We start from the raw sequence: 13015 nt of genomic DNA, 5'->3' as shown, positions 1-13015 counted from the left end.
CCGTCTGTCCGGCGGTTACTTGCCCAGCGCGGCGACGCCGGCCTGGGCGAACTTCTCGTCGAGGTCGCCGGAGGGGGCTCCGGCGACGCCGATGGCGGCGATCGGGGCGCCCTTGGCGGTGACCGGTGCACCGCCGGCGAGGAAGAGGGTGCCGGGGATGTCCTTGAGGGTGGGGGCGTTGGCCAGGCGCTTGGCGAGCTCGGAGGTGGGGGCGTTCCAGGAGACGGCGGTGTAGGCCTTCTTCACGGCCGACTCGTAGGCCTGGGGACCGGCACCGTCGCCGCGCAGGGTGAGGATCGTGTTCCCGTTGCGGTCGACGACGGCGACCGAGACCCGCTGGTTCTCCTTCTTCGCCGCGTCCAGCGTCGCCTGCGCGGCCTTCGTCGCCGCCTCCAGCGTCAGGTGCGTGCTCCGCTGGAGGTTGCCGTTCGCCGCGTCGGCGGTGACGGCGGCGGGGGCGGCGGCCGGGGCGGAGGCACTGGCGGAGGCGGCCCCGACCGTACCGGCGACGACGGCGGCGGCGACGACACCGGTCAGGACACGGGCGCGCAGCGACAGCTTCTTCATGGTGAACGACTCCTCGGATTCGGCCAGCGGGTCCGGCTCTGTCCTCCATGCTCCGGCCGCCCCCGGTCCCGTACGGTCGACGGACCGGCTCGACGCCGCGCCCGGGACGGTCGACGGCCCCATCGGCCGAACGGTTGATGCGGGGGCGCCGGACCGGGGTGACCATGGCGGTATCCGTGCAGATCACGACCGTACCCAGGTGGGTCGGCCGGAGCCCTGCCCCGGGGAGCGAGAGGTACGAGGTGAAGCACCGGTCCAGCCCATCGGCATCCGGCACCGGCGCGGGACGGGCCGCGGACGGCGTTCACTCCACGACCGGTACGGAAACGGCCGCCGGTGCGGGGCGGGGAACGTCTGCCGGTGCGGGGCGGGGAGCGGCTGCCGGGGCGGCACAGGGCTACGATCCGGGCGCCCGGTGGCTCACACTCCTCATGCACGCCGCGTTCTTCCTGCTGCTCGGCGCCTCGCTCACCCGCTTCCTGCTGCGCCACCCCGGCGAGGCCCGCACCCCGTGGATCATCGCGCTCTCCCTCGCGCTCGCCGTGCTGTACGTGCTCGGGCCGGTGCTCGGAACGCGTCCGACGCCGCGATCGCTGGTGTGGCTGGGTGTGCTGGTCGCCGTGTGGATGGTGGTGGTCGTCCTCGCGCCGAGCTTCGCGTGGTGCGCGGTGCCGCTCTTCTTCACCGGGCTGCGCATCCTGCCGCCGCGCGCCGCGCTCGCGCTCGTCGTGCTGCTCACCCTGTTCGTCGTCGCGGCGCAGCTGCGCCTGGCCCAGGGGTTCGACCCGAACCTGGTCCTGGCACCGCCCGCCGTGGCGGTGATCGCGACGGCCGTCTTCGTCCACATGCGGCGCCAGGCCGAGTACCAGCGCGAGCTCTCCGAACGGCAGCGGGAACTCATCGACGACCTGCTGCGCACCCGCCGCGAGCTGGCCGCCACCGAGCGCCGCGAGGGCACCCTCGCGGAGCGGCAGCGGCTCTCGATGGAGATCCACGACACCCTGGCCCAGGGGCTGTCCAGCCAGCAGATGCTGCTCCAGGCCGCCGACCGCACCTGGGACGCCGACCCGGCGACCGCCCGCCGTCACGTCCGTACGGCCACCGGCATCGCGGAGCGCAATCTCGCCGAGGCCCGCCGCTTCGTCCACGACCTGGCCCCCACCGATCTCGCGGAGGGCGGCGGGCTGGAGGCGGCCCTGCACGCGCTGGCCGCCCGGGAGACGGCACAGGCGCAGGGGCGGCTCACCGTCCGCTGCCACGTGGAGGGCGAGCGGCACTCCCCGCTGCCCGACCGGACGCAGTCCGCCCTGCTCCGGATCGCGCAGGGGGCGCTCGCCAACGTGAAGGAGCACGCGCACGCCACGGAGGCCGCGCTGACCCTGACCCACCTCGACGACCGGGTCGTCCTCGACATCGCCGACAACGGGCGGGGCTTCACCCCCACCGGGGCCACCCGGACCCCCGGCAGCGTGCGCGGTCACGGGCTGCCCGCGATCCGGGCCCGGCTGGGCCAGCTCGGCGGCACGCTGACCGTCGAGTCGGTGCCGGGCGAGGGTACGGTGCTCTCCGCCGCCATTCCGCTCGCCCCCGTCACCCCGCCCACCGCCGCGAAGGATCCCCGATGACCGCGACGCCGCCCGTACGCATCCTGCTCTGCGACGACCACGTCGTCGTCCGCGCCGGACTGCTCGCCCTCCTCGGCAGCGAACCGGACATCGAGGTCGTCGGCGAGGCCGGCAGCGGCGAGGAGGCCGTCGCCCTGGCCGCCAAGCTCACCCCGGACGTCGTCCTGATGGACCTCCAGCTCGGCGCGGGCATCGACGGCGTCGAGGCCACCCGCCGGATCTCCTCCACCGGCGTCCACGTCCTGGTCCTCACCACGTACGACACCGACGCCGACATCACCCGGGCCATCGAGGCGGGCGCCACCGGCTATCTGCTGAAGGCCGAGCGCCCCGAGGAGCTCTTCGCCGCGATCCGCTCCGCCGCCCAGGGCCGTACGACGCTCTCCCCGCCGGTGGCGAGCCGGGTCATGGCCCGGATGCGCAAGCCGCTGCCCACCCTCACCGATCGCGAGCTGGACATCCTGGCCCAGCTCTCCCAGGGCCTGGGCAACCGCGAGATCGCCCGGGCCCTGTTCATCAGCGAAGCCACGGTCAAGACCCACCTGGGCCGGATCTACGACAAGCTCGGCGTCGACACCCGCGCGGGCGCCGTCGCCGTCGCCAAGGAGCAGCGCCTGCTGCCGTGATCCCCCGTGATCCTGGTCGTCAGCCCTGATCAGCCCCGGTCTGCTCCGGTCAGCCCTGGTCGAAGAGGTCGTCGGTCGTCTTCACCGTGAACGCCCGGTCGACCCAGAGATCGAGCGTGGGCAGGTCCCGGCACGCGCCGATGCGCTCCCGGTCGGCCTCGCTCACGGCCACGCCCCGACGGTCCAGCATCCGCAGCACGCTCAGGGAACGCTCCTTCGCGATGCCTTCCTCGCGCCCTTCGTCGCGGAAGCTCTCGGCGACGATCCCGCGGAAGTGGCTGAGGCTCGTGCTCATCAAATTCCTCCAGATCTCGCGGGCCTGGGTGTCTCCCAACCCCGCCTCGGTGAATTCGGCGAAGATCGCCGCGGCATCGGCGTCCGTGGCTCCGTCGCACTCTGCTGGAAGATCCGATGCCCTGCTTCATGGACGAGCCGAGCACGCGCAAAGAAATGCGTCCGCCATACGACAGAACCGGAATTCCCCGACCGGTCACCGGATCGAGCGCATCGACCGCCCCGGCGTTGACGGTGCTCCCGGCATGACACCATCGAGACGTGCTCGACATCGGCTACTCCCTCTCCCGGCGCTTCCCCGACCCGCCGCAGACCGACTACCGCCGCGCGGACGTCCACGCGCTGCGGCACGACCTGTTCTGCGGTGACGTCTACCTTGCGGACACCAAGGAGGACCGGGAGCTGTCCACAGCCTGGGGATGGGTGCCGGTGCTCGACTTCGCGTGGGCGCTGTGCGACATCGTCGAGCGGATCGACCAGGACCCGCGGGGCAGCCGCTCGCACCGGCGGCAGCACGCCGAGCTGGACTTCACCGAGTCGTCCGACCTGATGTTCTTCGAGCGCCGCTTCGGCTGGGTCGACATCGAGGCGGACTGGATGCCCGGCGACGAGCCCCCGCTCACCTTCGGTCACTCGCTGCTGCGCCGCGAGGCCCGCGACTTCCTGCACGACCTGATCGCCGACCTCTGCGACCTGCACGAAGGGCTCGCCGACAACCCCGTCATCTGGGACCTCCAGGCCCGCTTCCCCCGTATCTGATCCGAGCGCCTCTACGCCTCCACCCGCACCCCGATCTGCGCCGCGAACGCGGGGGCCAGCTCCATCAGCTGCACCGGGCTGATCACCGCGCCCGCCAGCCGGTCCACCCCGCGCGCGATGTCCAGCTCCGCGGCCGCCCGCAGATCCACCGCCTCCATCCGCGCGGAGCTGAAGTCGGCCCGTCTCAGCACACAGTCACGGAACTCCACCCGGACCAGCCGCGCGCCCCCGAAATCCGGCTCGGAGAGCACACAGCCCTCGAACACGACGTCCGTGAGCCGGGCCTCGCGCAGATTCAGGTAGTCGATCTTCCCGCCGCGCACCAGGACCCGCTCCAGCACCGCACCGTGCAGCTGCACCCCGCCCAGCCGGGCGTCCACCACCTCCACGTCGCGCAGCGAGGCCCCCGCGAGATCGGTGCCCACGCCCCGTACCCCGGTCAGCACCGAGTCGATGAACCGGGCCCTGGCCAGCCCCGTACGGTCCAGTGCGCAGCCGTCCAGGGCGCAGTCCATGAACCGGGCGCCCCGGCCCGACCCGTCCGAGAGGTCCGTCGCCGCGAACCGCACGCCGTCGTAGTCACCGTCCGGCTCCAGCCCCGCGCCGTCGTACGGAACGAGCGGCGGCAGCCGCACCTCCGGCCGCCGTGCCGCCGCGATGGTCCGCTTCGCCGTCTTCCCGCTGCTCCGTGCCATGCCCCCATCCTGGCGCACCCCACCGACAACGCCCCCAGAGCTATCGCCCGCCCAGCTCCGCCAGGGCCGCGTCCGTCATCCGGTACACCGTCCACCCGTCCTGCGGCCGTGCGCCCAGCGACTCGTAGAAGGCGATGGACGGGGCGTTCCAGTCCAGCACCGACCACTCCAGGCGCTGGTAGCCGCGCTCCACGCAGATCCGTGCCAGCTCGGTCAGCAGCGCCTTCCCGTGGCCGCCGCCGCGCCGCTCCGGGCGCACGTACAGGTCCTCCAGGTAGATGCCGTGCACCCCGCGCCAGGTGGAGAAGTTCAGGAACCACAGCGCGAAGCCGACCGGCTCGCCGTCCTCCGCCTCGGCGATGTGCGCGTACGCGGCGGGCCGGTCACCGAACAGCGCCTCGTGCAGCTGCTCCTCGGTGGCCCGCGCCTCGTGCGGGGCCTTCTCGTACTCGGCCAGCTCACGGATCATCGTGTGGATGGCGGGGACATCTGCGGGAACAGCGGTACGGATCATGGGGGCAGGGTAAGCGGACGACCGCCACCCGCTTCCTCCGCCCCCGTCCCCCGGGATGTCGGTCACGCCGCCGGTCCCGGGACCGTGCGTCAATCGGATATGACCCCGAGCAGCCCCGCACCGCCCACCCGGCGCCGCTCCACCGCCGGCCGGTGGCTCCGCAGCACCGGCTCCTGGATCCGCAGCGCGCCCGGCACCTACGTCTGGCTGGCCGCGCTCTTCGTCACCACGGTCCTCGTCCACTTCATGTCACCGGACTTCGAGGAGGACTTCCTGCGGCAGCGCTCCACCAACATCCACGAGCTGAGCCACGACCCGGTCCGCGTCCTGTTCACCAGCGCCCTCTGGATCGACGGCGGCCACTGGCTGCCGTACGCCTTCCTCTACACCGTCTTCCACGCGACCGCCGAACGCTGGCTCGGCACCCTGCGCTGGTTCGCCGTCGTCGTCCTCGCGCATGTGCTCGCCACGCTCGCCAGCGAGGGGGTGCTGGCCTGGGGGATCCGGCACGGGCAGGTGGTGCCGTCCGCCGCCGACACCCTGGACGTCGGGGTCAGCTACGCGCTCGCGGGGGTGGTCGCCGTCCTCACGTACCGCGTCCCGGCGCCCTGGCGGTACGTGTACGCCTTCGCCGTCCTCGTCTTCTACGGCGTCCCGCTCATCACCAGCCGGACCTTCACCGACCTCGGCCACTTCTGCGCCGCGCTCATCGGCCTCGCCTGCTACCCGCTCACCCGCTCCGGCAGGGGACGAAACCCCTCCGCGCGCAGTAACGTCCCGCCCGAGAGCCACGAGGGCTCCCTACCGGACAGAGCAGGGTCAACATGAGCACCGTCAGCACCGTAAACGGCGGCATATCGTTCTGGTACGCGGACCAGGGCGTCCCCCTCGGCCGGGAACCCCTGCCCGGCGACACCACCGCGGACGTCTGCATCGTCGGCGGCGGATACACCGGGCTGTGGACGGCCTACTACCTCAAGAAGGCCGTCCCCTTCCTCAACATCACCGTCCTCGAAGCCAAGTTCTGCGGCTACGGCGCCTCCGGGCGCAACGGCGGCTGGCTGTACAACGGCATCGCGGGCCGCGACCGCTACGCGAAGCTGCACGGCCACGAGGCCGCCGTCCGCCTCCAGCAGGCGATGAACGAGACGGTCGACGAGGTCGTACGGGTCGCCGCCGAGGAGGGCATCGACGCCGACATCCACCAGGGCGGGGTCCTGGAGGTCGCCTACACCCCGGCCCAGCTGGCCCGGCTCAAGGACTTCCACTCCGTGGAGATCGCCTTCGGCGAGACGGACCGGGTGCTGCGCGGGGCCCGGGAGACCTGCGAACGTGTCAACGTGGCCGGGGCGGTCGGCTCCACCTGGACCCCGCACGGTGCCCGGCTGCACCCGGTCAAGCTGGTCCAGGGGCTCGCCGCCACCGTCGAGGCGCTCGGCGTCACCGTCCACGAGTCGACCCCGGTCACCGAGATCACCCCCAAGCACGCCCGCACCCCGTACGGCACCGTCCGCGCCCCGTACATCCTGCGCTGCACCGAGGGGTTCACCGCGAACCTCAAGGGCCAGCGGCGCACCTGGCTGCCCATGAACTCCTCGATGATCGCCACCGAGCCGCTGCCCCGATCGGTCTGGGACACCATCGGTTGGGAGGGCCGCGAGACCCTCGGCGACATGGCGCACGCCTACATGTACGCCCAGCGCACCGCCGACGACCGGATCGCCCTCGGCGGCCGGGGCGTGCCCTACCGCTACGGCTCCGGCACCGACAACGACGGCCGCACCCAGCCCGCCACCATCGAGGCGCTCCGCGACATCCTCGTCCGCTTCTTCCCCGCCGCCGCGGGCGCCCGCATCGACCACGCCTGGTCGGGGGTGCTCGGCGTCCCGCGCGACTGGTGCGCCACCGTCACCCTGGACCGTTCCACCGGGCTCGGCTGGGCGGGCGGTTACGTCGGCTCCGGCGTCGCCACCACCAACCTCGCCGCCCGCACCCTGCGCGACCTGGTCCAGCAGGACTCCGGCCAGTCCGGCCCCACCGAGCTGACCGCCCTCCCCTGGGTCGGCCACAAGGTCCGCCGCTGGGAGCCGGAGCCCTTCCGGTGGATCGGCGTGCACGGCATGTACGCCGCCTACCGCGCCGCCGACCGCCGCGAACTGGCCTCGCCGAGGGCCGGTACGGACCCGGTCGCGAAGTTCGCGGACCGGCTGGCCGGCCGGCACTGACCGCACACGCGGAGGCACCCGCCACCTGGGTGGTGGCGGGTGCCCGCGGTCCGGCGGATCAGGAGAGGCAGTAACTCTTCTGGTGGCAGGGCTTCGGTTTCGGCTTGCAGTCCTTGCCGTGGCACGGCTTGGGCTTGCACTCCTTGCCCTCGCACGGCTTCTTCTGGACGTTGATGCGGGCCTGGTCCGTGTTGGACACCACGGTGCCGTTCCGTGCCGAGGCCACCGCGGTGTTGACCACCTCGCCGCGTACCGCGTCCGCCCGGGTGACGGTGTACGTACCGGTGCAGGTCGTGGAGGCGCCGGGGGCGAGCGTGGTCGCCTCGCAGGTCACCCCGGTCACCCGGTCGTCACTGACCGAGACACCGGTCAGTTCCTGGTTTCCGGTGTTGGTGACGGTGTAGGTGTACGTCACCTCGTCGCCCATCTTGTAGGTGCGCGAGGTGTCCACCTTCTTCGTCAGGTGCAGCGAGAGCACGGCCTCCTGCTCGGTGCGCACGGTGGCGTCGTCGGGCTCCGACTGCACCTCGGTGCGGCCGAACTGCCCGCTTGCGTCGGCCACGTTGACGATCTGCCCGCGTTCCGCGTCCGCCCGGGTGACGGTGTACGTACCGGTGCAGGTCGTGGAGGCGCCGGGGGCGAGCGTGGTCGCCTCGCAGGTCACGTCCGGCACGAGGTCGTCGGTGACCGCGATGTTGGTCAGCGGCACATTGCTGGTGTTGGTGACGGTGTACGTGTACGTCACGTGGTCGCCCGGCCGGTAGACCCGGCTGTCGTCGACCGACTTGGTGAGCCCCAGGGTCAGTTCGGAGGCGACCAGCACGGTGGCCTGGTCCGGCTCCGACTCCACGGCGGTGCCGTCGGAGCGGCCGTGCGCGGTGGCGGTGTTGGTGACCGACTCGGCGGCCGCGTCGGCGTCGGTGATCCGGTAGGTGCCGGTGCAGGTGGTGCTGTCACCGGGCTGTCCGGCCGGGGCGAGCGTGGTCGTCCCGCAGGTCACCCCGGTCACCCGGTCGTCGCTGACGGAGACGCCGGTCAGTTCCGTCGGGCCGGTGTTGGTGACGGTGTACGTGTAGGTCACCTCGTCGCCGACCTCGTACACCCGGGTGTCGTCGACCGACTTCTCCAGCCGGATGCCGGGGCCCCTCTGCACCGGCAGGGTGACCTCGTCCGGGGGTGACACGACGGGGGTGTCGTCGGCCCGGCCGTGCGCGGTCGCCCGGTTGGTGACCTCTCCGGCCGCGGCGTCCGCGGCGGTGACGGTGTACGTGCCGGTGCAGGTCATCGACGCGCCCACGGCGAGCGTGGTCCGCGGACAGCTGATCCCGGTGACCCGGTCGTCGGCCACGGTCACATCGGTCAGCGGCACCCCGCCGCTGTTGGTGACCACGTACTCGTACGGCACCTCCGTACCGGGGGTCAGCGGCAGTTCCAGCGGCGGGTCCTGGGAGACCTGCTTGACCAGGTTGAGCTGGGGCAGCGGCGCGGCCGAGTGGACACTGACGTTCCGGATGAGGTGGACGTCGGTGAAGGCACCGGTCGACGCGGCGAAGCCGAACTTGTAGGTGCTGGGCACCGGCTGGGGCGCCGGGGTGGAGAGCACCTGGCGGCTGCCGTTGCCGTCGTGGAAGTCGATCGCGACGGTGACGACCGGGTTCGGCGCCGGGGAGATCTCGACGGTCACCGTGCGGCGGGACGGCTCCAGCAGGGCCTCGGCCTCCTGCGGGGTGACGCCCGCCGGGAGCGTGGTCGTCGGGCCCTGGAGGCGGCCCGGCAGGGTGGAGGGCCAGGGGCCGGTGGTGGAGAAGTTGCTGGTCGTGGCGTCCAGGAAGCAGTAGCCCTCGGTGCCGTTGCCCGGCCCGCGCAGGGTCACCATGTTCTCGCCGGGCGCCGGGATGTAGAAGGCGGTGCCGGACGGGGAGCGGTTGGCGCAGCCGGTGCCCCGGCGTTCCCAGTCGCCGAAGTAGTTGCCGAGCACGTCGAGGCCGACCCCGAGGTAGCCGTGGTTGACGCCCGGCAGGAAGGGCTGGGACGGGTCGTTGTCGGGCAGCTTCTGCGCGTAGCCGAGGCTGCCGCCGAAGGCCCCGGGAGCGGTCAGCGAGGCGGCGCCGTCGATGAGGAAGAACGAGATGCCGTCGGCCGGGGGGTTGGTGGTGGCGCCGTACTGCCACTGGTCGAAGCTGGTGACCAGGCCCTGGTTGGCGGGGAGCGCGTGGTTGTAGAGCACCGCGGCGGACTGGTCCTGGGAGGCGTCGGTCAGCCGGAGGTAGCCGTGCGGGGCAGCGTTGTCCGGCGGTACGGGACCGGTGGCACCGGCCGGGCAGCCGGTGAGCGGGTGGGTACCGGGGCCGGGGGCCGGGGCCTCGGGGGCGCCGGTCAGGCAGGCGGGCCCGAATCCCTCGAACTCCGGGTCCGCGGTGGCCCCGGTGAAGGTCTCGTTCACCAGGGGTACGCCCGAGGGCTGGGCCGTGGCCGACTGCGCGGGCAGCCCCAGACCGGCCGCCACCATCCCGAGCACACCGAGCCCGCCCACGGCCCAGCGTCCCAGCCTGCTCTGCCCCCGACCACGGCCACGGCCTCTGGTCCGGGATCCGAAATGTCTCAGCCTCATGCCGGGCAAGGTAGGGATTCGCCCCGGCCGCCGAAGGTGGCTCGCCCCGCGGACGCCGCCGACCATTCCACCGGCGTACGCAACCGGGTGGCGGCCCTCGTCCGGTCGTGGTAGGCGCGAACAGCCTCCCGGATTGAACGCGCATTCAGTACCCGGCACATTGACAGGCCGGGCCCACGCTCTCGATACTGACCCTTCATTCAGTAAGGAGTCCGTGCCGTGCCCGCACCCGCCCCGTCCGGTCCCCCCGCCCCCACCACCCCGATCACCGGCGGGGAAGCCCTGGTCAGAGCGCTCGCCGCGCACGGCGTGACCCGGATCTTCGGCATCCCCGGCACGCACAACCTGGAGATCTACCGGCATCTGGCCACCCATCGGATCGAGCACATCAACCCCCGCCACGAACAGGGCGCGGGGTACGCGGCCGACGCGTACGCCCGGACCAGCGGGCGGCCCGGGGTGGCGCTCACCACCACCGGCCCGGCCCTGCTGAACATCGCGGCCGCCGTCGGCCAGGCGTACTCCGACAGCGTCCCGCTGCTCGTGGTCTCCCCCGGCATGCCGCTGCGCCACCCCCGGCAGTCCACCGGGCTGCTGCACGAGACCCGCAGCCAGACCGAGGCGCTGCGGGGCGTCGCCGCCGTCAGCCACCGGGTCTCCTCCGTCGAGGAGATCGGCGTGGCCGTGGCCCGCGCCTTCACCCTCTTCCGGACGCGACGCCCCCGGCCGGTGCACATCGAGGTCCCGCTGGACCTGCTCACCGCCGCCGAACCGGCCGGGCCGGTGCGCACCGCCCCGCCGGTGCCGCCCGTCGCGGCGGACCCCCGCGCGGTCACGGAGGCCGCCGGGGCGCTGTGGGCGGCCGACCGGCCCGGGATCGTGCTGGGCGGCGGGGCGCGCGGGGCCGCCGCCGAGTGCCTGCGCCTGGCCGAGCTGCTGGACGCCCCCGTGGTGACCTCGGCCAACGGCAAGGGCATCGTCCCCGAGAGCCATCCGCTCGCGCTCGGCGTCTCGCTGCACAGCCCGGCCGTCCAGCGCTGGCTCTCGGAGCGGGACGTGGTGCTCGCCGTCGGCACGGAGCTCGCCGAGTCCGACCTGTGGACGTCGCCGCCCGCGCTCGGCGGCACGCTGGTACGGGTCGACCTCGACCCGGCGCAGATGTACGCGGGGCTCCCCGCCGGCATCCCGCTGGTGGGCGACGCCCGCCCCACCCTGGACGCCCTCCTCGCCGCCCTGCCCGCGCTGCCCGCGCCTCCCGGAAGGACCGGGGCACACCGCACCGTCGCCGCCCTGCGCGCCGAACGGGACGCCGGAACAAGGGAGTTGGACGGCCACCTGCTGCCGTACCTGGCCGCGATGCGGTCCGTGCTCCCCGCCGACACGGTCCTGACCTCCGACAGCGCCCAGTGCTGCTACAACGGCGCGCTCCCGCACCTGCCGGTCGGCCCCGAGGGCCGCTACCTCCACCCGACGGGCTTCGGCACGCTCGGCTACGCGCTGCCCGCCGCGATCGGCGCGAAGGCGGCCGACCCGGACCGGCCGGTGGTCGCGCTCAGCGGCGACGGCGGCCTCCAGTTCTCCGTGCAGGAACTGGCCACCGCCGTACAGCTGGGCCTCCCGCTGCCCGTCGTGGTCTTCGACAATGGCGGCTACGGCGAGATCCGCGACGAGATGGCGGCCCGCGGCGACCACCCCACCGCCGTCGACCTCCCGCCCGTCGACCTGCCCGCGCTGGCCCGCGCCTACGGCGGCCACGGCATACGGGCCGACTCCCCCGAGGCGCTCGCCGAGGCGCTGCGCCACGCCCTGGACACCCAGGGCCCCACCCTCATCACCGTCCCCGAGGAGCCCTCCCGATGACCCCGTCCACCGCCAACGCCCCGCTGGTCTCCCTCACCTGGACCGACCAGGAGACCGGGCACCGGGGGCACCTGGTCATCGACCGCCTGGTGCGCGGCGTCTCCAGCGGCGGCCTGCGGATGCGGCCCGGCTGCACGCTGGAGGAGGTCGCCGGACTGGCCCGCGGCATGACGATGAAGGAGCTGCTGCACTACGACCCGGCCGCCCGCTACATCCCGCTGGGCGGCGCCAAGGGCGGCATCGACTGCGACCCGCGCGACCCCGCCGCGTACGGCGTCCTGGTCCGCTACCTGCGCGCGGTCCGCCCGTACGTCGAGCACTTCTGGACCACCGGCGAGGATCTCGGCCTCACCCAGGACCTGGTGGACCGGGCCGCCGCCGAGGCGGGTCTGGTCTCCTCCGTCCAGGCGGTCTACCCGCTCCTGGACGACGAGGAGGCGGCCCGGCGGCGCCTCGCCGACGCCTTCACCATCGAGGTGGACGGCATCGGGCTGGACGAGCTGGTGGGCGGCTGCGGGGTCGCCGAGTCGGTGCTCACGGCGCTGGACCGGACGGGCGTCCCGTACTCCGGCACCCGCGTCGCGGTGCAGGGGCTCGGGACCATGGGCGGCGCCACCGCCCGCTTCCTGGCCCGCGCCGGGCTGCGCGTCGTCGCCGTCGCCGACATCAAGGGCACCGTCGCCAACCCGGACGGCCTGGACGTCGAGGCACTGCTCGCCGCCCGCGACGGACACGGCACGGTGGACCGGGCCGCGCTCCGCCCCGGGGACCGCGAACTGCCCCCCGACGCCTGGCTGACCGCCGACGCCGACGTCCTGGTCCCGGCCGCCGTCAGCTACGCCGTCGACACCGCCAACCAGGCCGGGATCACCGCCCGCTGGATCGTGGAGGCGGCCAACATGCCGGTGCTGCCCGAGGCCGAGGCGCTGCTCGCCGCGCGCGGCATCACCGTCCTGCCGGACGTCGTCGTCAACTCCGGTACGAACGCCTGGTGGTGGTGGACGCTCTTCGGCGACATAGGCGCCGACGCCGACGAGGCGTTCGCGTACGTCCGCCGGTCGATGCGCACCCTGGTCGACCGGATGCTCACCCGCGCCGAGGCCGAGGGCACCACGCCCCGGGCCGCCGCCCACGCCCTGGCCGCCGACCGGTTGCCGGCCGTCACGGAACGCTTCGGCAGCTACCGCTGACCCCGGAACGACCCGACCCGACCTGACCCGACGCAGCCGCATTGAGTGT

General features: G+C 73.3%; 12 protein-coding genes. 7 read left to right on the top strand and 5 right to left on the bottom strand.

Annotated features, from left to right (window positions below):
• Positions 1–15: 15 nt before the first annotated feature.
• Positions 16–567: a GlcG/HbpS family heme-binding protein gene (locus ACWC97_RS25360; RefSeq protein ID WP_352280029.1), complete on the bottom strand. Its 552-nt coding sequence runs from the start codon at positions 565–567 to the stop codon at positions 16–18.
• 164 nt (positions 568–731) lie between these two features.
• On the opposite strand from ACWC97_RS25360, the gene ACWC97_RS25355 reads away from it, so the two are divergent.
• Both ACWC97_RS25355 and ACWC97_RS25350 read left to right on the top strand, forming a co-directional pair.
• A complete protein-coding gene (locus tag ACWC97_RS25355) occupies positions 732–2192 on the top strand; it encodes a sensor histidine kinase (protein ID WP_450651742.1) in 1461 nt (486 codons plus the stop codon).
• A complete protein-coding gene (locus ACWC97_RS25350; RefSeq protein ID WP_352280027.1) occupies positions 2189–2818 on the top strand; it encodes a response regulator transcription factor in 630 nt (209 codons plus the stop codon). Before ACWC97_RS25355 ends, ACWC97_RS25350 begins: the two co-directional genes overlap by 4 nt.
• A 49-nt stretch (positions 2819–2867) precedes the next feature.
• Here ACWC97_RS25350 and ACWC97_RS25345 read toward each other — a convergent pair whose 3' ends face one another.
• Positions 2868–3113, bottom strand: a complete 246-nt coding sequence (locus tag ACWC97_RS25345; RefSeq protein WP_450651740.1) for a hypothetical protein — start codon at positions 3111–3113, stop codon at positions 2868–2870.
• A gap of 260 nt (positions 3114–3373) precedes the next feature.
• Here ACWC97_RS25345 and ACWC97_RS25340 point away from each other — a divergent pair, with 260 nt between their 5' ends.
• Positions 3374–3871, top strand: a complete 498-nt coding sequence (locus tag ACWC97_RS25340; protein WP_352280025.1) for a hypothetical protein — start codon at positions 3374–3376, stop codon at positions 3869–3871.
• Between the two features lie 11 nt (positions 3872–3882).
• On the opposite strand, the gene ACWC97_RS25335 is transcribed toward ACWC97_RS25340, so the two are convergent.
• Both ACWC97_RS25335 and ACWC97_RS25330 read right to left on the bottom strand, forming a co-directional pair.
• The gene (locus ACWC97_RS25335) at positions 3883–4566 is read right to left on the bottom strand and encodes a pentapeptide repeat-containing protein (protein ID WP_392278427.1); all 684 of its coding nucleotides are present in this window, start codon (positions 4564–4566) and stop codon (positions 3883–3885) included.
• A 40-nt stretch (positions 4567–4606) separates the two neighbouring features.
• Positions 4607–5080 (bottom strand): GNAT family N-acetyltransferase, encoded by a 474-nt coding sequence (locus tag ACWC97_RS25330; protein WP_352280023.1) that lies wholly within the window; start codon positions 5078–5080, stop codon positions 4607–4609.
• Between the two features lie 99 nt (positions 5081–5179).
• Here ACWC97_RS25330 and ACWC97_RS25325 point away from each other — a divergent pair, with 99 nt between their 5' ends.
• Together ACWC97_RS25325 and ACWC97_RS25320 are read left to right on the top strand one after the other, a co-directional pair.
• A complete protein-coding gene (locus tag ACWC97_RS25325) occupies positions 5180–5908 on the top strand; it encodes a rhomboid-like protein (RefSeq protein ID WP_352280022.1) in 729 nt (242 codons plus the stop codon).
• Positions 5905–7305, top strand: coding sequence for an NAD(P)/FAD-dependent oxidoreductase (locus ACWC97_RS25320; protein ID WP_352280021.1), 1401 nt, complete (start codon positions 5905–5907; stop codon positions 7303–7305). Before ACWC97_RS25325 ends, ACWC97_RS25320 begins: the two co-directional genes overlap by 4 nt.
• A 58-nt stretch (positions 7306–7363) precedes the next feature.
• On the opposite strand, the gene ACWC97_RS25315 is transcribed toward ACWC97_RS25320, so the two are convergent.
• Entirely contained in the window at positions 7364–9838 is a 2475-nt protein-coding gene (locus tag ACWC97_RS25315) for a DUF7507 domain-containing protein (RefSeq protein WP_450651737.1), read from the bottom strand.
• Between the two features lie 297 nt (positions 9839–10135).
• Here ACWC97_RS25315 and ACWC97_RS25310 point away from each other — a divergent pair, with 297 nt between their 5' ends.
• Positions 10136–11776 carry a 5-guanidino-2-oxopentanoate decarboxylase gene (locus tag ACWC97_RS25310; RefSeq protein WP_450651735.1) on the top strand — a complete coding sequence of 547 codons (1641 nt, stop codon included), beginning with the start codon at positions 10136–10138 and terminating at the stop codon, positions 11774–11776.
• Positions 11773–12966: a Glu/Leu/Phe/Val dehydrogenase dimerization domain-containing protein gene (locus ACWC97_RS25305; RefSeq protein WP_450651733.1), complete on the top strand. Its 1194-nt coding sequence runs from the start codon at positions 11773–11775 to the stop codon at positions 12964–12966. The genes ACWC97_RS25310 and ACWC97_RS25305 overlap by 4 nt, the downstream gene beginning before the upstream one ends.
• The last annotated feature ends 49 nt before the right edge of the window (positions 12967–13015 follow it).

Source organism: Streptomyces sp. NPDC001108 (assembly GCF_053598535.1).
This window is presented reverse-complemented; position numbering and strand designations above follow the sequence as displayed.

Bases quoted from the DNA above. Each gene is read 5' to 3' on its own strand.
- ACWC97_RS25360 (WP_352280029.1), bottom strand. From the start codon at position 567: ATGAAGAAGCTGTCGCTGCGCGCCCGTGTCCTGACCGGTGTCGTCGCC.
- ACWC97_RS25355 (WP_450651742.1), top strand. From the start codon at position 732: ATGGCGGTATCCGTGCAGATCACGACCGTACCCAGGTGGGTCGGCCGG.
- ACWC97_RS25350 (WP_352280027.1), top strand. From the start codon at position 2,189: ATGACCGCGACGCCGCCCGTACGCATCCTGCTCTGCGACGACCACGTC.
- ACWC97_RS25345 (WP_450651740.1), bottom strand. From the start codon at position 3,113: ATGAGCACGAGCCTCAGCCACTTCCGCGGGATCGTCGCCGAGAGCTTC.
- ACWC97_RS25335 (WP_392278427.1), bottom strand. From the start codon at position 4,566: ATGGCACGGAGCAGCGGGAAGACGGCGAAGCGGACCATCGCGGCGGCA.
- ACWC97_RS25330 (WP_352280023.1), bottom strand. From the start codon at position 5,080: ATGATCCGTACCGCTGTTCCCGCAGATGTCCCCGCCATCCACACGATG.
- ACWC97_RS25325 (WP_352280022.1), top strand. From the start codon at position 5,180: ATGACCCCGAGCAGCCCCGCACCGCCCACCCGGCGCCGCTCCACCGCC.
- ACWC97_RS25320 (WP_352280021.1), top strand. From the start codon at position 5,905: ATGAGCACCGTCAGCACCGTAAACGGCGGCATATCGTTCTGGTACGCG.
- ACWC97_RS25305 (WP_450651733.1), top strand. From the start codon at position 11,773: ATGACCCCGTCCACCGCCAACGCCCCGCTGGTCTCCCTCACCTGGACC.